We start from the raw sequence: 19,658 nt of genomic DNA on the forward strand, positions 1-19,658 counted from the left end.
CACGGGTCGTAGCCAAGGGAAATCACCCTTGGGCTGTTGCAGGCTGGAGCAGTCCGGCACAGAACGGCACAGCGCTGCGCAAACACAGGCCGCGGCACCTGCCGGCAGTGCTCCAGGCGCCCGCTGTCACAGCGCGGCGCAGCCTGCTCACCGCGCTGACACCGGCCCCGGTGCAACCCTGCCCGCACGCCGCCGCATTGCTCCATCCCGCCGCGAAAACTGTGCGAATTCAACTGGCATGGAGCTTGCGCCTTGACCGGCCATCCGCACGCCGCCTCGGCTTGGCGGTGCATATCCATCAACAAAGGAGACAACGCCATGCAACTCAACCCTCTCGCCGCACTGCTGTCCGTGAGCTTCGGCCTGGTGGCCGCCGGCAGTGCCGCCGCCGCCGTGACCGACCAGATGATCGAGGCCTCGGCCAAGTCGGGCCAGGAAGTGCTGTCCTGGGGCCTGGGCACGCAGGGCCAGCGCCACTCGACGCTCAAGCAGGTCAACGTGGGCAACGTGGCCAAGCTGTCGCCGGTCTGGGCCTTCTCCTTCGGCGGCGAGAAGCAGCGCGGCCAGGAGTCGCAGCCGCTGATCCACAACGGCAAGATGTTCGTGACGGCCTCCTACTCGCGCATCTTTGCGCTGGACGCCGCCACCGGCGCCAAGCTGTGGAAGTACGAGCACCGCCTGCCCGAAGGCATCATGCCCTGCTGCGACGTCGTCAACCGCGGCGCGGCGCTGTTCGACAACCTCGTCATCTTCGCCACGCTGGACGCCCAGCTCGTGGCGCTGGACCAGGCCACCGGCGACGTGGTGTGGAAGGAAAAGATCGACGACTACGCCGCCGGCTACTCGGCCACGGCCGCACCCATCATTGCCCAGGGCCTGTTGCTGACGGGCGTGTCGGGCGGCGAGTTCGGCGTGGTCGGCCGTGTGGAAGCGCGCGACCCCAGGACCGGCAAGATGGTCTGGACCCGCCCCACCGTCGAAGGCCACATGGGCTACACCTGGGACAAGGCCGGCGTGAAGCACGAGAACGGCATCTCCGGCACGCAGGGCAAGAGCTGGCCCGGCGACCTGTGGAAGACCGGCGGCGCGGCCACCTGGCTGGGCGGCACCTACGACCCCAAGACCGGCCTGGCCTACTTCGGCACCGGCAACCCCGCGCCATGGAACAGCCATCTGCGCCAGGGCGACAACCTGTTCAGCTGCTCCACCGTCGCCATCGACGTGAAGACCGGCCTGATCAAGTGGCACTACCAGGGCACGCCCAACGACGGCTGGGACTTCGACGGCGTCAACGAGTTCATCACCTTCGACCAGGATGGCAAGCGCATGGGCGCCAAGGCCGACCGCAACGGCTTCTTCTACGTGCTCGACGCCACCAACGGCCAGCTCGCCAACGCCTTTCCCTTCGTGAAGAAGATCAGCTGGGCCACCGGCATCGACCTGAAGACCGGCCGGCCCAACTTCGTGCCCGAGAACCGCCCCGGCGACCCGACCGCCGGCGCCGACGGCAAGAAGGGCAACTCGGTGTTCTCGTCGCCCTCCTTCCTGGGCGGCAAGAACCAGATGCCCATGGCCTACAGCCCGGACACCAAGCTCTTCTACGTGCCCGCCAACGAATGGGGCATGGAGATCTGGAACGAACCCATCGCCTACAAGAAGGGCGCCGCCTATCTGGGCGCCGGCTTCACGATCAAGACGCTCAACGACGACTACATCGGCGCCCTGCGCGCAGTGGACCCCAAGACCGGCAAGATCGTCTGGGAGATCAAGAACAACGCGCCGCTGTGGGGTGGCGTGCTGACCACCGCCGGCAACCTGGTGTTCTGGGGCACGCCGGAAGGCTGGCTCAAGGCCGCGGACGCCAAGACCGGCAAGGTCGTCTGGCAGTTCCAGACCGGCTCGGGCGTCGTCGCACCGCCGGTGTCCTGGCAGCAGAACGGCGAGCAGTTCATCAGCGTCGTGTCGGGCTGGGGCGGCGCCGTGCCGCTGTGGGGCGGCGACGTGGCCAAGAAGGTCAGCTTCCTGGAGCAGGGCGGCATGGTCTGGGTGTTCAAGCTGCCGAAATAGGCCCACCCCCTACTCGCTTCGCGAGCCCCCTCAAGGGGGCGCCGTCAGTGGCCCGGCAAAGCGCTTGCGCTTCGGTGAAGGCTCATATCGCGCAGCGATGTGATGCCGAAGCCAAAGCCGGTTCCACGACGGCCGCTTGAGGGGCTCGTCTTGCATCCTCGCCTGGAGTTCCTGATGTCCCACCCCACCCGCCGCATCTTCATGATGCAAGCCACCTTGGCCACCCTCGCCTGCCCAGCCATCGCGCAGACATCGCCGGTCGACGAAGCCAGCGAGACCGCTGTCGCCCTGGGCTACCGGCACGACACCACCAAGGTCGACGCCGCCAAGTTCCCCAAGCACCAGGCCAGCCAGCACTGCGCCAACTGCCAGTTCTGGCAGGCCAAACCCACCGACGCGTGGAGCGGCTGCGCGATGTTCGGCCGCAAGGCGCAAGTGGCGAGGAACGGCTGGTGCACCGCCTGGGTCAAGGCGCCGGGCTGAGCCCAAGCCGGGCTCGCGGAACAGGAGCCCACTTGGTCGATCACACGGAAAAGCGGCTGTCGCCTTCAGGCTGGCTGCTGTCACCCAGACTTTGCGATCCAATGGCAGCTGTCCGCGGCAACGGTCATTGAACGGTTCGCAGCCTGAGCGACTGCTGGACCACCGGGACCGGCCACCCACCGATGCCCGCGCTTGGCGAGTCACCGGGCCGGTCAACGACAGCTATCGCGGCCGCAGGCCCGAACGACGCGGGCGTCAGCAACGTGACCAAAGCGGAAGTACCGATGTCCAGTTCAGCCCGGCGCCGCCATGAGTATTCGCGCAGCGACCAGCGGTGGCCGGCGGTGGTCGCGTACGACTGCATCACAGTCCGCCAAGGGCCGCCGCATCGATCCGCTGAGCCAGGGCATGTGTAGGTTGCCAGCGCCCGCCCTGCGCTACGAAGCGATCCGCGGCGTCCAACACCTCGCGGGGCCGTCGCGCTCGAGCAAACACGGCGTCAATCGCCAAGCCTGCCAGGGCACTCTGCTGCCGATGCATCCGGTCGGTATCGACACGACCCTGAGGGTCGAACGTCAGCACGAAATACACCCTGCGGACAATGTGAAGCACGGTGCGGCCGCTGGCTGTGCGTGGAGGGCGAGACATTGCGGTCATTGGCCAGGTACGTCAGGAAGGCCTCGACCTCCGGGCCGCCCATTTGCGCGGGGTGGCGAATGCCATGAAACCGGATGAAGGCCTTGAGCCAATAGGCATAGACCTCCTCGGTCCGCAGGCTGTAGTGCATCAGGCGCAGCCGCTCTCGCAACTGGTCAAGCACCCGCACCGAGCGAAGCGGCGGCAGCGCCGCCGATGGCGCGGGCCGCAGGTTTCCCCGAGCTGGCGAACTGAGTGAGCTGACTGGCATCATGGCCACTCCAGCGGCGCCGAACAGGCCCGGCGAGAACTTGTAACAACGTGCCGCTTTTGCCGGAAATTTAATGCTGTATAAAACAACAGTAGACTGGAAAATTCTGAATGTGAGTCAAGCACTTGCCACGATTCACCACGGCGATGTTGTGGCGCAGCTTGCCTGCCTAGGCAGCAGCGGCGGTCTCCCGAGAACACGTTATGCGTCTTCTTGATTCCGCGAAAAGCTTCGTGACCGCCATGCGCGCAAGCGCCGCCGCCGGTCGCGGATTTCGACTTCGCGATAGCGGGGACATGCGTGGTGCGCTGATACAAGGTCGTATCGGCCTGGCGATGCTGAGCAAGCCATATGTGCGCCGCTCGAATCCATCGGAAGCCTCGGCGCTTGTCTCGCTTACCGTTCTCGCCGAAGAGTCGGCAGGTCAACTGCTTGAGCAAGGTGCTGCCGTTACCGACCTTCTCGACGCAATCGCCACCATCAAGCGAATCGACGGGTATGGCGAATCGCATCTGCGATCATCACTTTCATTCTTGGAGGCGCGTCTTGCAGCAAGGTCTTCGGCGCCATCCGCATAACCCTTCTCTGCAGCGGACGGCTTTGCCGCCCGCTGAGCTCACACGTTATGGCGCACCATGAAGCCCGATGATTTTGTTCGTGCGCTTAGGTCAGACTGCGCCGACTCTGCGGTAACCGGGTGCCTCGACACATTTGAGAAGCCGCCAGGCCGAGCCCCAAGGGCTGAGCTGGTTCGAATCTCGCAGTGGTTTCACACGTTGTCGCTGGAGGACCGGGATCTATTGAAGTCCGCCTTGCAGCAAGTCGCGGACGCCACTCTTTTCGGAGTCCTCTGTGTCGTCGACGGCGTTCGACCAATTGAAGACTCGCCAGAGAAGTCCGAATTCACGCTCACTGCCAGCCGAGGAGGATCAAGTGCGCAGCTATCCCCGAACGAGACTTTTCTCCATGATCTCTTCCGCAGTGAGCCATAACCTTTCGCTGCAACGGACGGCTTCGCCGTCCGCTGAGCTCACACGTTGACGCTGTGCAATAACCCAACGACATGCGGTAAATCCGACTGTCACCGACGCAGGCGTGTCGGCACGATCGAAGTCATCACGCTGCAGCCGGATGAAGCCAATGCCACGCTACAAGCTCGTAGATCGCAGTCCCCGCTTTCTACCTGTTGTGCTGGCCGAGCAGATTCAACCTGGCACCTTCGAGTTCGCGCTGGATCATCTGGTCGATCATGAGTTGGACCTGAGCGCGCTGGATGCCAAGTTCAGCAACGATGAAGTCGGCGCCAGCGCCTACGACCCGCGCGTGATGCTCAAGATCGTGCTGCTGGCGTACAGCCGGGGCCTGGTCTCCAGCCGCAGCATCGAGCATGCCTGCCTGCACCATGTGCAGTTCATCGCCATCAGCGGCGACAGCCAGCCCAGCTACACCCACATCGCCAAATTCGTGCGCGAGTTGAAGGGGCAGATCCAGCCGCTGTTCACGCAGGTGCTGCTCACCTGCGACCGCATGGGCTTGATCGGGCGGCAGATGTTCGCCATCGACGGGGTCAAGCTGCCCAGCAATGCCAGCAAGGAGCGCAGCGGCACGCATGAGGAGCTCAAGCATCGGGCGCTGAGGCTGGACAAGGCGGCCGACAAGATCCTGGAACTCCATCAGGCGCAGGACGCTGGCGGCGAAGGCGTGCAAGCGCTTGACGCCAAGCGCCAGGCTCGCATCGATGAACTGCGCCGTGAAGCCCAGGCGACGCGCGACTTCGTGGCCCGCAACGAGCCACGGCGCAACGACAAGGGCCAGGAACTCAAGAGCAACGTGACCGACCCCGACAGCGCCAAGATGGCCACAGGCAAAGGCGTGATGCAGGGCTACGCCGCGCAGGCGGCGGTGGACAGCGAGAACCAGATCATCGTGGCCGCCGAGGTGACGGGATCAGGCTCAGAACAGCACATGCTGCTGCCCATGATCGAAGCGACGGCTGCGGTGCGCGCGCCCGACACCTTGATCACCGCAGACGCCGGCTACCACTCCAACGACAACGTGCAGGCCTTGTGCAAGGCCGCCATCCCGGCCCTCGTGGCCGACAACGCGATGCGCCAGCGCGACGAGCGCTTCGCAGAGCAGGCCAAGCACAAGGCGAAGGGCGAAGTGCTCGCCGACAAGCGAGCGCGAGGCGAAAGTCCCAATCCGAAGGTCAAGGGCTTCTTCGGCACAGGCGACTTCGTCTTCCACGGCGACAACACCTGCACATGCCCGGCGGGCTGCACGCTGCGAAGCAGTGGCGCGCTGTACAAGGTGGGGCTGTACCTGCGGCAGGACTTCAAGGCCAGCGCCAGCGATTGCACGAGCTGCGCGCAGCGCGCTCAATGCATCCGCAAGCCAGACGCCGCGCGCAGAACGGTGGCGCTGCACACCCGAATGCCTGACGATCCTCAAGACCCGCTGCATCGCATGCGCCAAGCCATCGACAGCCCCCGAGGTCGCCGGCTCTACAGCCAGCGCATCGCCACCGTCGAGCCGGTGTTCGCCAACCTGCGCCACAACAAGCGGTTGAGCCGATTCACGCTGCGCGGCAAGGACAAGGTCGGCACGCAGTGGCGGCTGTTCTGCCTGGTGCACAACATCGAGAAGATCGCCAACAGAGGCGAACGATCATGAGGAATGGGAAAGATGCGCAACGCGAGCAAGGCGCCGAGAGCGCCACGCAGGGCATTCACGAGGTCCAATCCAATCGGGCCGGCGGCTCGATGCATCAAACGATGAAGAATTCCTCAGCATCCACGGTGATCAGCCGCTGCGGGCATCGCAGAAATCGGGTTATTGCCCAGCCTCGTTAAACCGCATGACGCCCCAACAGAAGAAGCAGTTGAGTCTTGCTAGGGACCGCCGAAATACATACGGCGAGAACAGCAAGTCTTCGCGAAAGAACATTCCCTTGTCGAAGGCGCTCGACATTCGGTCCGAGCGTCGTGCCCAAGATTCCGCGTTGGCAAAGGCTATGGTGGCAACGGACATCGACCAACTGGACGCGGCTGACAACTCCGTGCGGGCAACCAAGCCACGGCAATGGCGGAAGTCTCCTGATGAGCCGCTCGGGCACGTCCTTATTTCAAAGAGCAAGCGCTCGGCGAAAAATGAGGTTTAACCATTTGCTGCAGCGGACGGCTTCGCCACCCGCTGAGCGCAGACGTTGAAGCTCATGTACCGCTGCCCGAGTTGCACTGGTTTTATCTCGTGGTGGCGAGCCGCCAATGCCACGCTGGCGGTTCCCACGACTTGCGAAGGATGCAGTGCGTCCCTGACCGCGCCTGATTCAGCAGTTTTTCCATGGGCACTGGCTCTGTACGTTGGCCTTGGTCTGCCAACCTTGGGCTGGTCTGGGGTCTCAGGGCCGTGGGCAGTTGTGTTCATAGGCGTTGGCTTGTTGCTTATCGCCGTCAACGAATTTCGCGCCTACAGATCCGGAACGCTGGTCGTTGTATCCAAAGATCGGCAACGCCGTGCGCAGTTGGTTGTAGCGGGCTTTCTTTTGACGGCGGTCCTAGGTTTTGCCGCACTAGCATGGTGGTGATCTTCAACCTTTCGCTGCAGCGGACGGCTTCGCCGTCCGCTGAGCTTGCGCGTTAGCCAGACAGCGCTATGCCCCAACGAGCCGCACCATTCGAAGCGATCGCTGCCTGCCACGCGACGCTTAGCGACGTCGCATCTGCTGAGATTCGGAAGTGGCTGCCGGATGTGGTGCCGCCAACCGTCGGTCTCGGGGCGCTTGGTGCTGCTCTGGTGTCAACAGAACGGGAGATTAGCGACGAGTCGCTCGATCGGATTGCGTCATGCGTCGAAGGCTTTCTGCTGACAAGTGACGCCGACGCCGCAGCGGTCGCCACCGGTTTTTTGGAGGCCATCTCAAATCTTTCCGAAGACTACTCGGCCAGTGTGGAGCGGATCGTTCGACACCTCGGCGACCAAGCAGTGGCGCACATTCGCGCGTGGGACAAATTCACCGGCGTCAACACTCCGGGAATCGTGGCAGTGCCGGCTAACCCTGCGCTGCAGCGGACGGCTTCGCCGCCCGCTGACCTTTGACGTTATGCCTCAGGAATGTTCCGTGGTACGAAGTGACAAGCTCGCGAAATTGATCGCGGTTTTCGACCAATTCCATGACGGCATCGCCGAGCTCGACGATCCGACGGCGAAGCGCCTGGTGAACAACTGGACTGACATCCGAGACCAATATGTGACGGCAACTGTTGCTCCTCGATCAGCGCTTGCTGCAGGCATGGAACAAGGTCTTCGCGAGACACCAATCTTGGTGCAATCCATGCAGCCCGAGGCGCGCAAGTGCGCCGTCCATGCATTGGCGGCAGCAACGTCAGCCCACTACCCAGATTTCTTGGCCAAGGAAGCAGAGCGCCTCACAAAGATCAAAACGCGAGGCTCCATCCGTGGCGAGGCCGAGTTCTACTTCGTGCGTCATCGGATCGATTTGCTGGAGGGTGACCCTAGGCAAGAAGAAGAGCTTCGCCTGCTTTACGAGTTGACTGACAGGTTCGAAGGTAAGCGCAAATGAGGCCTAACTGGTCAACCAAGTTGGACGCCTGCGGCGCCGCTTGTCTTCAACGTTAGATGTCACTGTGCAATGAGTAGCGCCGCCGTCGTAGTCCTCGTGGTTCTTGGTCTCGCGTATGCCGCCTTCGCGGTCCCTGCGATGTTGCAGTTCTACTCGTACTGCGAGCTAGTAGCAGCGGCGACTGGGCGAACCGCTGAGCTCCACAGCTTGAAGGGTCAAGACGACGGAGGGAACAATGCATTTCAGCGAGAGCAGCTTCACAAGCTTCGAAATGGAGAGTTCACGCAGTTCGAGGACCCGACGCTAGTTGCGCGGGGTGCTGTAGTTGCCCGTAAGCTGAGTATTTCGTTCTGGGCAGCGGCAGGGCTTGTTCTCTCCGTTGTGGCAACTCACCTATGGACGCGGTGACGTCTAACTGGTCATTGGTGTGGGACGGCTCCGCCGCCCCACAACTCGCACGTTAGATGGCTATGGCTATTTCAACCATGATGGCAGTTGGCCTTGGCATCGGGGCGACGATTGGCATCGCGCTGCGGATTCTCAAGAGAGTCAATCAGCCGGCTGCGCCCGACGTCCGTATGTTGTCGCAGCTCAGACGAGCGGGATCTAAGCTGGATCAACCTCATAAGATCGATTTCTTCCTGCATTTGCCTGAACATGGCGCCGCGTCGGTCGTCGCTGAGATTCTCTCGATGCGCGACTTTTCTGCGGTCGTGCTTCCAGACGCCGAAGGCAAGGCCAGTTGGACCGTTCAAGCTTCTAGGACATTGATCCCTGGCGCCAACTCGCTCGTCGAGATCCGCCAACAACTGTCGCGGTTAGCCGGTGAGCACGGTGGAACTTACGACGGTTGGGGAGCCGAGGTTGTGCGGTGAAACCGCCATCTAACTGGTCATTGCAGCCGACCCGCGCCAGCTTCGCTGGCTGGTCGGCTGAACTCCGACGTTAGCCAGACTCCGGAATGCGTTCCCGACCCGTCATCCGATTCGCCTGCAATTTCATCGCCGCCTTGCTCGTGGTCTTTGCCCTCTGGTGCCTCCTTTGGTTGATTTCGTCGTCGAGCATGGCGTTCACTGAATGCGCGGGGGCGTATGAACTGTTCTCACCGAATCCACGGTGTCGGCAGCCGTCAATCGCGGGCTTGCTTGCCTTCGCTGGGTTGCTCGGAGCGGTTGTCGCCGTAGTCGTAGGAAGGCGGTTTCGCAAGTGAGCTATCTTTGCCACTCGGCCATGCGCCGCGAGGCTAACCGATCGCTCCAGCGGACGGCTTCGCCGTCCGCTGAGCTCGCACGGTTGAGCATCGCAATGTACCCACTGCTTGAGTCGCGCGAGGCCGCCGTGGAATGGCTTGCCGCCAAGGGCTTGTACGCTGCACCTCGAGACTGGAGCTTTGGCGAATCAGTTGTCGCAGCGTCTGGGCGACAGGTCTTGCTTCAAGAAAACGGAGAACCAATTCGCATCGAAGGCTTGACAGAAGAACTGGTCGTCTACGCCAACATGATTTGCATCTATCCGGAGCGAGAAGGTTGGTCAGTCGCGCATCTTTCCGGGGGAAAGCCAGGCGCTCAAAGCTACCTTTCCTTGGGTCAAGCAGCCTTTGAAGCAGCCAAGCTCCTTGTTGAAGCGGCATCAGTCGATGGAGCGTCACGCGATGCCCAACCCGTCATGGCAGCGGACGGCTTCGCCGCCCGCTGATTTCAAACGTTGGGCAGCGTAGAAGGCGCACATGGGTAAGCAGAGGAGCGTTCAAGTACGGGCCGTTGATCGAGGCGTTGAAATCGTCGACGTCGCACGCTCGTTTGCTGATCATCCAGAACGGTTTGAGTGGCTTCGGGCGATGCTTGCAACCCGCGGGTACGACGCTGGCGCCGGCATGTTGGTAGCACTCCGGTCTGTTCCCGATCAGGGCTGTTGGGTGCACTACGGCATGTGGCTAACCAAATCCGGGGCCTTCCTGAAGTTTGTGGCGGACGAGGCGTTTGGCTCACGGCTGTTAGAAGGCTCAGGTCGGCTGGAAGACTTCGAGCTAGAGGACGTTTCGGACCAAGTTGCCACTTCAGCGCATCTACCGGGAACTGGGAAGTCTTTTGGATGGTTGGCGTTGGACGCGATGCGCCAAATGGGCATGCGGAATGCGAAGTAGGCGTGAGCATGGAAAAAAACGCCGCCCAACCTTTTGCTGCAGCGGACGGCTTCGCCGCCCGCTGAACTCGCACGTTATGCGTCCTGAGATCAAACGCCTCTTGCTGCTGGGGCCGTTGCCTGCGGAGTCCGATGCCACGGTCGAGCATGTACGCCAGTTTGAAGGAGTGCTTCGCTCCGTCGCTAAGCCTGTGTCAAATGAAGAGGCCCGCGCTTTGGTCAAACTGTTTGGGCAGGACAACTGCTTTGGCCTTGCATGGTCGCTTCTTCATCTGATCGAGTCCGCACCAGCTTGGCCTTTAGTGGATTGCTTGGCGAACTTGGACAATGAATGGGTGGCATCTCTGAGAGATCGAGCGGTTCGTGGAGGGGTGCTGTGATGCGGCGAGCTACACGCGTCGCAACGCATAACCTTTCGCTGCAGCGGACGGCATCGCCGTCCGCTGAGCTCGCACGTTAGAAATCAGGGGGACATAGATGTCGGATAAGCAAAGTGAGACAAGAAAACGTTACCTTGGCGTCGGCATAGCACTGGGTGTGTCTATAGGCAGTGGTCTCGGAGTCGCTCTTGGTAACTTGGCGCTTGGTGTCGCCATTGGCATTGCTCTCGGAGTAGCGTACGGCGTATTCATTGGCAAAAAGATCGTCGATGCGGCATCACAGACGGATGGTGATCCTGATTCCTAACCATTTATTGCAGCCGACCCTGGTCGGCTTCGCCGTCCGGTCGGCTGAATTCCAACGTTGGGCATACAGGAGATAACTTGACAGCCGCGCCGCTCATTTGTGTCCGCTGCAATTTGCCGGTGAAGAAAAACGCAGAGTCGTATGAAGTTTTCGAGCGCATGCATTGGCTCTGCTTTCATCTGGAATTCGAACATCAGGGAGATCCTGATGAACCGTGCGGTGATCCCGGCTGCCCGTGGTGGCACATTGAGGTTCTTCGGCGGAAGCTGGGCGAGCTTGGTTCAGACCCAGCTGCGGTCATCAAAGCGGCCATCGACGAGCGGTGGCGCTTGTGAGCATCCGGCTGCCCAACCTTTCGCTCCAGCGGACGGCTCCGCCGTCCGCTGAGCTTGCACGTTGAACCTCTCTGCGATGCACTTCCGTACCTTTCTGAAGACTGGCGTCGAAGTGCTGCACCTCGGCACGCAGCACTCCAATGGCAATGCCTGGCCCCTCGAACACTGGAAAGCCAATTCCGGCAGGTGGCGCTTGTTCACGCCAGGCATTGATGCCTACTTAAACCAAAGGCTCGTTGAGCGCTCCTTCGGTACATCAATCGAGAACTTCATCCTGCTGCTAGAGATTGCTGATTTCGCGGCATGGGGAATCGGCGTAGCCTTCGCCGGACCGACTGGTTACTCTTCATACAAACCCAAGACCCGCGAACTTCGCAGCGTCGGACAAATTGATTGGCTCGATGTCCAGATGCTCACGCCTACACAGCAACTCCAGGCGTATCGAACCGCAACGGTCTCCGCGATTCAGCGAGCCTCCGAGGCTACTAGGAAGCCAAAAGACTTCGAGTTTGCAAAGTTCGCACAGGCGGTTGACGAAGCGCTCCGGGGGGCCAAGGTTTCGCAGGTGTCTCGGTCGGCTTTTGAGGCGAACGAGGTTCAACCCTTCGCTGCAGCGGACGGCTTCGCCGCCCACTGAGCGCGAACGTTGGGCGACAGCTTTGTGAGTTGACCGGCCGATGATCCCGCCAGAGTGAACTTCCGCTCATGGCCGAAACGAGCCCTCTGCCACTACTTGGGCGCCAACAGCCCGTAGGCTGAGGTGAACAAAGTGAACCCCAACGGTACCGGCGCGTAGACGCTGGGGTTTGCGATGCTCATCCCAACCTACGGGCTGCAGCCCGCTGATTTCGGACGAAGCCCCGTGGGGGCTGGGGCTGCCTCTCGAGATTTTCATTGGACACAAATTGATGTTGAGGCTCAACAAGTTCACGCGCCGCTTGCCATGGGCGCTGATGCTGGCGCTCGTCTCGATCACGTCGGCCGCTGAGGAACGCCGTCTCTCAATGGGCTGGCGTTTCATGGCGGGGGAGGTCAAGGGCGCGGAGCGGCCCGACTTCGACGACGGCGCATGGCGCCAGGTGGCCGTGCCGCACGACTTCTCCATCCTGGACAAGGCGGACGGGGCGCCACCCTTTGATCCCGCCACCGTGGGTGGCCGCGACTCCGGCTACATCCCGGGTGGCACCGGCTGGTACCGGCGTCATCTCACGCTGACTTCGGCCGAAGCCGCCCGCGTGGTCCGGCTCAAGTTCGAAGCCGTCTACATGGACTCGGACATCTGGCTGAATGGCGAGCCTGTGGGACAGCATCGCTACGGCTACACCGCATTCACGCTGGACCTGACAGGCAAGGTCAAGGCGGGCGACAACGTCATCGTCGTCCGGGCGCGCCATGAGGACTCGTCGTCGCGCTGGTATGCCGGCTCGGGCCTGATCCGCCCGGTGGCTGTGGAACTGCTGGACCCGGTGCACATCGACCCCGACAGCGTGGCGGTTGCGACCCGCGCCGCGACCGCTCAACGGGCGGACCTGGACGTTCGCACACGCCTCTCCAACCGCCAGGTCAAGCCACAGCAGGTGGAAGTGGTCACGGCCGTGACCAGCGTCGACGGCAGCGAGACCGTCGCCCGCGCCAGCAAGCGTTACGTCGTGCCGGCGCGCGGCCAGGTGGATGCCGGGCAAGCGCTGGCCGTGGACAAGCCCAGGCTGTGGGGGCCGTCGGCACCGCATCTCTACCTGCTTCGCCAGGAGGTGCGCGTTAACGGTGTCGCGACCGATGTGCGCCTGACCCGTTTCGGCATCCGTACCGTGGCGATCGATGCGAAAAACGGCTTGCGCATCAATGGCGAGAAGGTGCTGCTGCGCGGCGGCAACATCCACCACGACAACTACATGCTCGGCGCCGCCGGGCTTCCCGATGCGGATGCGCGCAAGGTCGCGCTGATGAAGGCGGCCGGCTACAACGCCATCCGCAACGCCCACAACCCAGCAAGCCAAGCCACCCTGGACACTGCCGATGAGCTCGGCATGCTCGTCATCAACGAGGCCTTCGACGCCTGGCGAAACAGCAAGACCAGCGCCGACTACGCGCGCTTCTTCGCTGACAACTGGCAGAAGGACTTGGACAGCCTGATCATCAGCGGCCGCAATCACCCCAGCGTGCTGTTCTGGAGCATCGGCAACGAGATCCGGGAGCAGGGCACGCCCGAGGGCGCGAAGACCGCACGGATGTTGGTCCAGCGGGTCCGCCAGCTCGACGCGACCCGGCCGGTGACCCAGGCGGTCAGCATCGACTCCCCGACGATCGCCAGCGCATATGGCGAGCTCGACGCGGCCGGCTACAACTACATGCCCCACCTGTTCGAACGCGACCACGAGCAATACCCGTCGCGCGTCATGTACAGCGGCGAGTCCCTGTCCCGCCACGCCTTCAACTACTGGCGCCCGGTGGAGACCCTGCCGTGGGTGATCGGCGATTTCGTGTGGACCTCCTTCGACTACCTCGGCGAGGCCGGCATCGGCTGGGTGAACGCCAAGCAGGACTGGAAGACCTGGGGCCCATATCCGTGGCACCTGGCCTATTGCGGAGAGATCGACGCTACCGGGCGCAAGCGACCCGCCGCCTACTACCGCCAGGTACTGTGGAAGACCGGCATCGACCCGATCGCGGCCTTCGTCGAGCAGCCGGCTGGCACTCGCGCCTTCCCGCACCATCCCTTCCCGGAAGGCGACCCGCACAGCGACTGGACGCTGGAGGACGTGCATCCCAGCTGGTCGTGGGGCGGCCAGGAAGGCAGGCCGCTGAACGTCGCGGTGTACTCGGAGTTCCCGGAGGTCGAACTCTTCCTCAACGACAAGAGCCTGGGGCGGCAGGCCGTAGGCCTCGCCACTGAATACAAGGCCCGGTTCGTCGTGCCCTATGCGCCGGGCCGCCTGCTGGCGGTCGGCTATCGGGACGGCAGGCGCGCTGGCCAGTGGGAGCTGCGCACAGCGGGTCTGCCGGCGGCGTTCAAGGCGACCGCGGATCGGTCGCAGCTGAAGGCCAATGGCGAGGACCTGGCCTACGTGACGATCGAGCTGGCCGACAGCGACGGCGTTCCCATCTACGCGCGCGCCGGTGATCGCCAGGTGAAGGTCAGTGTGACCGGCGCCGGCGTGCTGGGCGGCGCGGGCAACGGCGATCCCGTCGATGCGAGCAGCCTGCAATCGGGCGAACGCAAGACCTTCCACGGTCGGATGGTGGCGGCAGTCCGCGCGGGCGCTTCGCCCGGCCCCATCGTGGTTGAAGTTGCCGTCGAGGGCCTGCCGACGCAGCGGATGCGGCTCGATGTGATTGCGCGATGAAACCGCAGTAGCGCAGCGCTGGTCTGGCTGCTGGCCTCGTACAAGGGCCTGCCCAACGTGCTGATGCTGATGACGGGCCTGATCGGCGTCTACACCTTTGGGACCCGCCGCACCACGCTGGGCCGGCGCATCTATGCCCGACCATCGCTCACCCGTGCAAGCCCTTCAAGCTTGGCAGGTCTCCAAACCCCATTTGTTCAAGCGCGCCGTATACAAACAGGCGGGTCTTGACACCTAGCCACGCGCGATGTCGTTGATCCCATATGCCGCCGCTTGCGTTGGGATTCGCGATGCTCACCCCATTGGCCTACCGAGCTCAGGCCGGCTGCAGCAGCATGCGGCCGAGCGCCTCGGGCCCGGCCGGCTGGGCATCGGGGCGCAGCAGCGCGCGGGCCGCTGCGTCGTTGCGCAGGTGCGCGTCGAAAAAGGCCGCCTCCCAGCCGCCCGTCTCGGCGTTGGCCGCTTCGTTGAAGCCGTGGGTCTGGCCCTTCATCTCCACCACCCAGGCGGGGCCGCCCACGGCGCGCGCGGCGGCCAGCACGTCGGCGGCCGGCACGTTGCTGTCCAACTCGCCGCTGACCGCAAACCAGGGCCGCTTGACGGCAGCGAGGCCGGCGAAGTCAAGGCCGAAGTTCCAGAAATTCGGGCCGGCACCCGGAGGCAGGTTCACGGGCAGGCCCATGGCCCGTGCCGCGGCCATGCCGATGCCGGGAAAGGGCACCGTCCCGAAGCCGGCCTTGATGCGCTCGTCGGCCAGGGACAGGCCGCGCCGCGCGGGGTTCAAGCCGCCCATCAGCGTGAGCACGGTCAGGCCGCCGGCACTGCTGCCGGTGGCGCCGATGCGGGCGGCGTCGATGTGGTCTGCGTAGTGTGGGTGGGCCAGCACATGGTCCAGCGCCGCGCGCACGGCCAGGCTGCGCAGGGCGAACATTTCGCTGCCGCCCGGCGTGCGCCTGTCACCGTGGTAAACGTCGACCACGATGTAGCCCTGCGAGGCCAGGTGCGCGAGCTTTCCGATGTGCCACAGCCCATGCGTGCCCTGCCCGCCGGAGTGAACGATCAGCGGGTAGCGCGCCCGCTCGTCGGCAAACAGCGGCGCCTCGCCGGGCCGCTGCATGTGCGGCAGGCGATACCAGCCGGTCTCCTCAGGGAAGGTGTAGTCGGGGCGGCGGTTGTCGGCCGGTGTCGGGTAGAACACCGTCAGCACCACCGGCAGGCTGCGTCCGGCCAGCGCCCCGGCATACGGCCAGTCCTTGGGCACCTTCACGTCGATCACCAGCGTGGCCTGGCGATCGCTGATCAGCTGGTCCAGGTACAGCGGGCCTTGCGGCGACAGGCTGCCGATGAGGTAGTCCGCCATCGGCGCTGCGGTCGCCGGCTCGGCCTTCATGCAACTGCTGCCCACCGCGTAGGGGCCGTTGCCGGTCGTCCACCCTGCGGCGCCGGCCGCGCCAGCAAAGGGTGCCAGCAGCATCCCGCCCAAGAACCTTCGGCGCCCCAAGCGGGCTGCCGTCACACGCGAAACATCCAACACAGGCTTTGTTCCTCCCTCGGCCGACACGGCCGGGGCGCAGTGTGCCGTGCCAGGGAACGGCCCGGCACTCGGCCCATGGGTATTACTGCCAGGACTCGAGCTCCAGCGTCCGCGAGCCGCCTACCAGCATCGGTGAGGTGGAGGGCTCGCTGCGTTCCAGCTTCACGAGGCCGACGCCGCGGCAATACCACTCCAGCGTCGTCAGCGGCTGGTCGCGGTAGCCGGTGATGGCATCGACGAAGATCTTCACCGTCGCGCTGCCACGCACGCGCAGGCAGGGCGAGAAGCTGCCCGCTGGCGTGCGCACCACGTCGGACACCGCCTCGATTTCATAGGTCATGGGGATGTTCGGATGGCTGTGCTTGATCTCGCGCGGGTACTCGGCCGTGCGCATCAGCAAGTAGGCCGTCGTCGGCGCCTGCCATTGCGTGCCGACCACGAACGGCGCCTTCAGCACGAAGCGGCCCGGCGCATCGGCCACCGGGTCGGCCTGCATGTCGCTCTTGCTGGCCACGCGCACGATGCCGCTGGCGTCGGCACGCAGCCAGTAGTTCACGCCGCTGTCGCTGCGGCGCTGCCAGGCGGGTTGGTCGTCCAGCACCAGCGTGGCCGAACCCAGCGTGCGCAGCGTCAGGCTCTCGCGCTCGGACGTGTCCGCACCGCTGCGCGTCGTGACGGTATAGGTCCAGCGATGGCCGGCTTCGAGCGGGAACCAGGACTGGCTTTCGGGCGTGCGGCCGCAGCCGGTCAACACCATCGAAGCGAGCAGGAGAGCGCGACTCATACTCATTTCTCGGGCAGTTGCGGCAGCGGCATGTCGCGCAGCTTCACCTGCTGCTCGTCGCTGCCCGGCCGCAACCTGGCCAGGCCCTTGCGGCCGGCCTTGGGCTCGGCCGTGCCCAGCTGGGCGATACCGTTGCGCACCTTCTTCAGGCCCTCGTTGAGCAGGGCATGCAGGTCCTTGCTGTAGGGCAACTGGTAGGCACGCGGCTGGGCGGCGGGCCTGCCGTCTTCCACGGCGTTGACCCAGACATAGAGGGCCCCGTCGCGCTTGCCGGCGGGCTCCTCGATGACGGCGGCCAGCAGCACGAAGCGCTCGGGCAGCGGATCGCCGCTGGGCCAGCCCCACAGCGTGTGGATGGCACCCTCGGCGTAGAAGTAGAAGCAGCTCACGCCGACCACCAGCAGGCCGCGCAGCCACACCGGCCAGCGCGACTGCAGCAGGGAAAGCAGACACAGCAGCAGCAGTGCGGCAAAGCTGAGGATGATGGGCAGAGTCATGGTCTTTGCATCAGACTTTTTGGAAGCGTGTTGACGTTGACGACGCCGCCGTCGGGCTGCAGCGTGAAGCGCACGGCGGTGGCCTCGTCGCCCTTGCGGGCCAGCTTGACCGTGCCGTAGAAGACGACGTCGGCGCGCGGGTTGACCTTGATGACCGTCACGGTCACCGGCACCGGCTGGCCGTCGTTGGACTGGTAGTACTGGGCGTTGACGATGTGCTCTCCGGGCACGATGCCGCGGATGCTCACCACCTCTTGCCGGAAGGGGCTCTGGATGCGCTGGCCGTTGACGATGGTGGCGGCGTTGGCGTCACCGCGGTCGTCGCGGTCCAGGTACATCAGCCCGGCCTCGCGCTGGCGGAACCACACCAGGTTGCCGCCCGGGTCCTGCACCCAGGTGTCGATGTCGTTGGGGCTGTTGTCGGGCCAGGCCACGTTGATCAGGTACTCGGCCTTGGACGGCACGTCGCCGGCCTTGGTGGCGCGCGGGTTCATGGCCAGCAACGCGACGATGAAGCAGAAGACGAAGCCGATCAGCAGGTTGAACAGCATGTCGTAGAAGGGGTCGACCTCGGCCTCCCTTGAACCCCGGCGCAGGCGTCGCATCACGCACCGTCCTTCCGGAGCGCGGCGCGCTGGATATCGGCGACCAGTGCGTCGGCGAAGCGATCAAGCCTTGTGAGTTGCAAACCCAGCAGGATGTTGCCCACCAGGCCCACCATGGTCGTCAGCAGGGCCACCCCGAGACCGGCCGTCAGGCTGCGCAGCAGCTCCTGCGACTGCGCCGGGTCGAAGCTCTGCAGCTTGCCGATGGTCAGCGCCAGCATCGAGAAGCCGATGACCTTGCCCAGCAGCCCGAGCTTGAGCTGGATGCCGTTGACCCACCAGGCCGTGCCGTGCGGGCCATGGCTGTGCTCCAGCAGCAGCTCGGTGGCGATGTCGCCAGGCGCGCCCAGGTATTCGGCCGCCCAGCAGGCCTCGTCGGCGCGGGCAAGCCGCGGGTCGGCGAGCAAGACACGCTGGCGCTGCAGCTCGCGCGAGCGCTGGCCGCACCACAGCGTGGAGCACAGGAAGACGGCAATGATGACCAGCGTCAGCCCCGTGGGGTCGGCGCCCAGCAGCAGCGCCCAGACGCCGCGCACACCCAGCAGCCAGGTGCAGAAGGCCAGGCCGCCGACGAGGGTCAGCCATTCCAGCCACAGCGGCTCGGCCGGGCGCGCGGGCCGGGGGGCGGCGGTCGCTGTGCTCACAGTTCAATCTCCATGCCGTCGTGCGCCACCTCGATGCCATGCGCCAGCAGCTCACGGCGCTGGGCGCCGCCGCGGTCGAGGATGGGGTTGCTGTGGTGGATGTGGGTGAGCACCTTGCGCGGCGCGCCGCTGGCCTGCAGCGCGTCGATCATCCCGGGCCGTTCGCCGTGGCGGCTCTGCGGCAGGTGGCCCTTGTCGCTGGCGCTGACCGACCCGACGCCGGCCTCCTGCATGCCATGCTCGGTCCAGAAGCTGCCGTCGACGACGACGCAGTCGGCCCGGCGCATCCAGGCCAGCTCGGCCTCGCCGACCTCGGCCAGCGCCGGTGACAGGAAGACGCGCCGGCCCGTGCGCCGGTCCTGCACCTGCAGCGCGATGCACTCGCCTGCTGCCTCGCTGCGCAGCCGCGCATGCCGCGGCGCCCGCGCCGGCACGGCCACGGCGGCAAAGCTCAGCGCCGGAAAGCCCGGGATCTCGAAGCTCGCGCTGCGCACGTCGCCGGCGATGGGCAGCATGCGCCAGCGCACGCGGCAGTAGCTCTCCAGCACGTGCAGCAGCGGCAGCTCGGCCGTCAGGTCCTCGAACACCAGCGGCGTGGCATAGACCTCCAGTTCGCGGCTCTCGCGCAAGGAGAGCAGCCCGGCGACGTGGTGCAGCCGCGAGTCCAGCAGCACGACGGCGCGGATGGGCATGTCGCCCGCGTGGGCCGGCTGCAGCGCGGGCGTGGCCCGGATCTGCTGCGGCAGGTCGGGGCTGGCGTTGATCAGCAGCCAGCCCTCGCCGGGCCGCCCGTCCTGCGAGATGGCGATGGCGCTTTGCGTGCGCGCGCTGGCGTCGAGCTCACCGCGGCGCCAGCTGCTGCACAGCCGGCAGTGGCAGTTCCACAGCGGGAAACCACCACCCGCGCCGGAGCCGAGGACGAGGAGCTTCATGGGAAGCCGCGCAGAAGAAGACGGGACATGGGAGCAGGCAGTCAGCAGGTCGATGCACCCAGGGGTGCAAGACCCGTGCCTTGCCAGAACGCCGTTGCAGCCGGCGTCAATGAGG

The 19,658-nt window shown here is 64.7% G+C and carries 18 protein-coding genes and 1 pseudogene; 12 read left to right on the forward strand and 7 right to left on the reverse strand.

The window, feature by feature from the left end; translation table 11 throughout:
* Positions 1-318: 318 nt before the first annotated feature.
* The gene (locus ASC91_RS19015; protein WP_056200286.1) at positions 319-2,067 is read left to right on the forward strand and encodes a PQQ-dependent methanol/ethanol family dehydrogenase; all 1,749 of its coding nucleotides are present in this window, start codon (positions 319-321) and stop codon (positions 2,065-2,067) included.
* A gap of 174 nt (positions 2,068-2,241) precedes the next feature.
* Complete coding sequence (locus ASC91_RS19020; RefSeq protein ID WP_056200289.1) at positions 2,242-2,550, forward strand: high-potential iron-sulfur protein; 309 nt, start codon at positions 2,242-2,244, stop codon at positions 2,548-2,550.
* Positions 2,551-3,172: 622 nt separating this feature from the next.
* On the opposite strand, the pseudogene ASC91_RS28935 reads toward ASC91_RS19020, so the two are convergent.
* A pseudogene (locus tag ASC91_RS28935) lies at positions 3,173-3,457 on the reverse strand (phage integrase N-terminal SAM-like domain-containing protein); the annotation flags it as partial.
* A 203-nt stretch (positions 3,458-3,660) separates the two neighbouring features.
* Between ASC91_RS28935 and ASC91_RS29580 the strand changes: the two are divergent.
* From ASC91_RS29580 to ASC91_RS19065, 10 genes are all read left to right on the forward strand, one after another.
* The gene (locus ASC91_RS29580) at positions 3,661-4,035 is read left to right on the forward strand and encodes a hypothetical protein (protein ID WP_157281821.1); all 375 of its coding nucleotides are present in this window, start codon (positions 3,661-3,663) and stop codon (positions 4,033-4,035) included.
* Between the two features lie 562 nt (positions 4,036-4,597).
* Positions 4,598-6,130, forward strand: a complete 1,533-nt coding sequence (locus ASC91_RS19035; RefSeq protein WP_056200297.1) for an IS1182 family transposase — start codon at positions 4,598-4,600, stop codon at positions 6,128-6,130.
* 184 nt (positions 6,131-6,314) lie between these two features.
* Positions 6,315-6,617, forward strand: coding sequence for a hypothetical protein (locus tag ASC91_RS29585; protein ID WP_157281823.1), 303 nt, complete (start codon positions 6,315-6,317; stop codon positions 6,615-6,617).
* Between the two features lie 494 nt (positions 6,618-7,111).
* A complete protein-coding gene (locus ASC91_RS29590) occupies positions 7,112-7,555 on the forward strand; it encodes a hypothetical protein (protein ID WP_157281825.1) in 444 nt (147 codons plus the stop codon).
* Between the two features lie 49 nt (positions 7,556-7,604).
* Entirely contained in the window at positions 7,605-8,039 is a 435-nt protein-coding gene (locus ASC91_RS19040) for a hypothetical protein (RefSeq protein WP_157281827.1), read from the forward strand.
* 470 nt (positions 8,040-8,509) lie between these two features.
* Positions 8,510-8,914, forward strand: a complete 405-nt coding sequence (locus ASC91_RS19050) for a ribonuclease E inhibitor RraB (protein WP_162247820.1) — start codon at positions 8,510-8,512, stop codon at positions 8,912-8,914.
* Between the two features lie 430 nt (positions 8,915-9,344).
* Complete coding sequence (locus ASC91_RS29595; RefSeq protein WP_157281829.1) at positions 9,345-9,734, forward strand: hypothetical protein; 390 nt, start codon at positions 9,345-9,347, stop codon at positions 9,732-9,734.
* Between the two features lie 1,211 nt (positions 9,735-10,945).
* Positions 10,946-11,203, forward strand: a complete 258-nt coding sequence (locus tag ASC91_RS29600; RefSeq protein ID WP_157281831.1) for a hypothetical protein — start codon at positions 10,946-10,948, stop codon at positions 11,201-11,203.
* Positions 11,204-11,279: 76 nt separating this feature from the next.
* The gene (locus tag ASC91_RS19060) at positions 11,280-11,840 is read left to right on the forward strand and encodes a hypothetical protein (protein WP_056200311.1); all 561 of its coding nucleotides are present in this window, start codon (positions 11,280-11,282) and stop codon (positions 11,838-11,840) included.
* A gap of 271 nt (positions 11,841-12,111) precedes the next feature.
* On the forward strand, positions 12,112-14,547 hold the full coding sequence (locus ASC91_RS19065; protein ID WP_056200314.1) for a glycoside hydrolase family 2 TIM barrel-domain containing protein: 2,436 nt from the start codon (positions 12,112-12,114) through the stop codon (positions 14,545-14,547).
* 316 nt (positions 14,548-14,863) lie between these two features.
* Here ASC91_RS19065 and ASC91_RS19070 read toward each other — a convergent pair whose 3' ends face one another.
* The 6 genes from ASC91_RS19070 to pqqB all read right to left on the reverse strand — a co-directional run bounded on the left by ASC91_RS19070 (position 14,864) and on the right by pqqB (position 19,543).
* Positions 14,864-16,021 (reverse strand): hypothetical protein, encoded by a 1,158-nt coding sequence (locus ASC91_RS19070; protein ID WP_056200317.1) that lies wholly within the window; start codon positions 16,019-16,021, stop codon positions 14,864-14,866.
* A gap of 142 nt (positions 16,022-16,163) precedes the next feature.
* Positions 16,164-16,865, reverse strand: coding sequence for a hypothetical protein (locus ASC91_RS19075; protein ID WP_056200319.1), 702 nt, complete (start codon positions 16,863-16,865; stop codon positions 16,164-16,166).
* Between the two features lie 2 nt (positions 16,866-16,867).
* Entirely contained in the window at positions 16,868-17,362 is a 495-nt protein-coding gene (locus tag ASC91_RS19080) for a hypothetical protein (RefSeq protein ID WP_056200322.1), read from the reverse strand.
* Positions 17,359-17,967 (reverse strand): hypothetical protein, encoded by a 609-nt coding sequence (locus tag ASC91_RS19085; RefSeq protein WP_056200327.1) that lies wholly within the window; start codon positions 17,965-17,967, stop codon positions 17,359-17,361. Before ASC91_RS19085 ends, ASC91_RS19080 begins: the two co-directional genes overlap by 4 nt.
* Positions 17,967-18,611: a hypothetical protein gene (locus ASC91_RS19090; RefSeq protein ID WP_056200330.1), complete on the reverse strand. Its 645-nt coding sequence runs from the start codon at positions 18,609-18,611 to the stop codon at positions 17,967-17,969. Before ASC91_RS19090 ends, ASC91_RS19085 begins: the two co-directional genes overlap by 1 nt.
* Positions 18,608-19,543, reverse strand: coding sequence for a pyrroloquinoline quinone biosynthesis protein PqqB (gene pqqB, locus ASC91_RS19095; RefSeq protein ID WP_056200333.1), 936 nt, complete (start codon positions 19,541-19,543; stop codon positions 18,608-18,610). Before pqqB ends, ASC91_RS19090 begins: the two co-directional genes overlap by 4 nt.
* Between the last annotated feature and the right edge of the window lie 115 nt (positions 19,544-19,658).

This window comes from Pelomonas sp. Root1237 (assembly GCF_001425055.1).
In the GTDB taxonomy this organism is placed as follows: domain Bacteria; phylum Pseudomonadota; class Gammaproteobacteria; order Burkholderiales; family Burkholderiaceae_C; genus Pelomonas.

Excerpts from the sequence above, each read along its gene's own strand:
- ASC91_RS19080 (WP_056200322.1), bottom strand. The coding sequence starts at position 17,362 with ATGACTCTGCCCATCATCCTCAGCTTTGCCGCACTGCTGCTGCTGTGT.
- ASC91_RS19065 (WP_056200314.1), top strand. The coding sequence starts at position 12,112 with ATGTTGAGGCTCAACAAGTTCACGCGCCGCTTGCCATGGGCGCTGATG.
- ASC91_RS19050 (WP_162247820.1), top strand. The coding sequence starts at position 8,510 with ATGGCTATTTCAACCATGATGGCAGTTGGCCTTGGCATCGGGGCGACG.
- ASC91_RS19015 (WP_056200286.1), top strand. The coding sequence starts at position 319 with ATGCAACTCAACCCTCTCGCCGCACTGCTGTCCGTGAGCTTCGGCCTG.
- ASC91_RS29590 (WP_157281825.1), top strand. The coding sequence starts at position 7,112 with ATGCCCCAACGAGCCGCACCATTCGAAGCGATCGCTGCCTGCCACGCG.
- ASC91_RS19035 (WP_056200297.1), top strand. The coding sequence starts at position 4,598 with ATGCCACGCTACAAGCTCGTAGATCGCAGTCCCCGCTTTCTACCTGTT.
- ASC91_RS19075 (WP_056200319.1), bottom strand. The coding sequence starts at position 16,865 with ATGAGTCGCGCTCTCCTGCTCGCTTCGATGGTGTTGACCGGCTGCGGC.
- ASC91_RS19085 (WP_056200327.1), bottom strand. The coding sequence starts at position 17,967 with ATGCGACGCCTGCGCCGGGGTTCAAGGGAGGCCGAGGTCGACCCCTTC.
- ASC91_RS29595 (WP_157281829.1), top strand. The coding sequence starts at position 9,345 with ATGTACCCACTGCTTGAGTCGCGCGAGGCCGCCGTGGAATGGCTTGCC.
- ASC91_RS19020 (WP_056200289.1), top strand. The coding sequence starts at position 2,242 with ATGTCCCACCCCACCCGCCGCATCTTCATGATGCAAGCCACCTTGGCC.
- ASC91_RS29585 (WP_157281823.1), top strand. The coding sequence starts at position 6,315 with ATGACGCCCCAACAGAAGAAGCAGTTGAGTCTTGCTAGGGACCGCCGA.
- ASC91_RS29580 (WP_157281821.1), top strand. The coding sequence starts at position 3,661 with ATGCGTCTTCTTGATTCCGCGAAAAGCTTCGTGACCGCCATGCGCGCA.
- ASC91_RS19060 (WP_056200311.1), top strand. The coding sequence starts at position 11,280 with ATGCACTTCCGTACCTTTCTGAAGACTGGCGTCGAAGTGCTGCACCTC.
- ASC91_RS19070 (WP_056200317.1), bottom strand. The coding sequence starts at position 16,021 with ATGCTGCTGGCACCCTTTGCTGGCGCGGCCGGCGCCGCAGGGTGGACG.
- pqqB (WP_056200333.1), bottom strand. The coding sequence starts at position 19,543 with ATGAAGCTCCTCGTCCTCGGCTCCGGCGCGGGTGGTGGTTTCCCGCTG.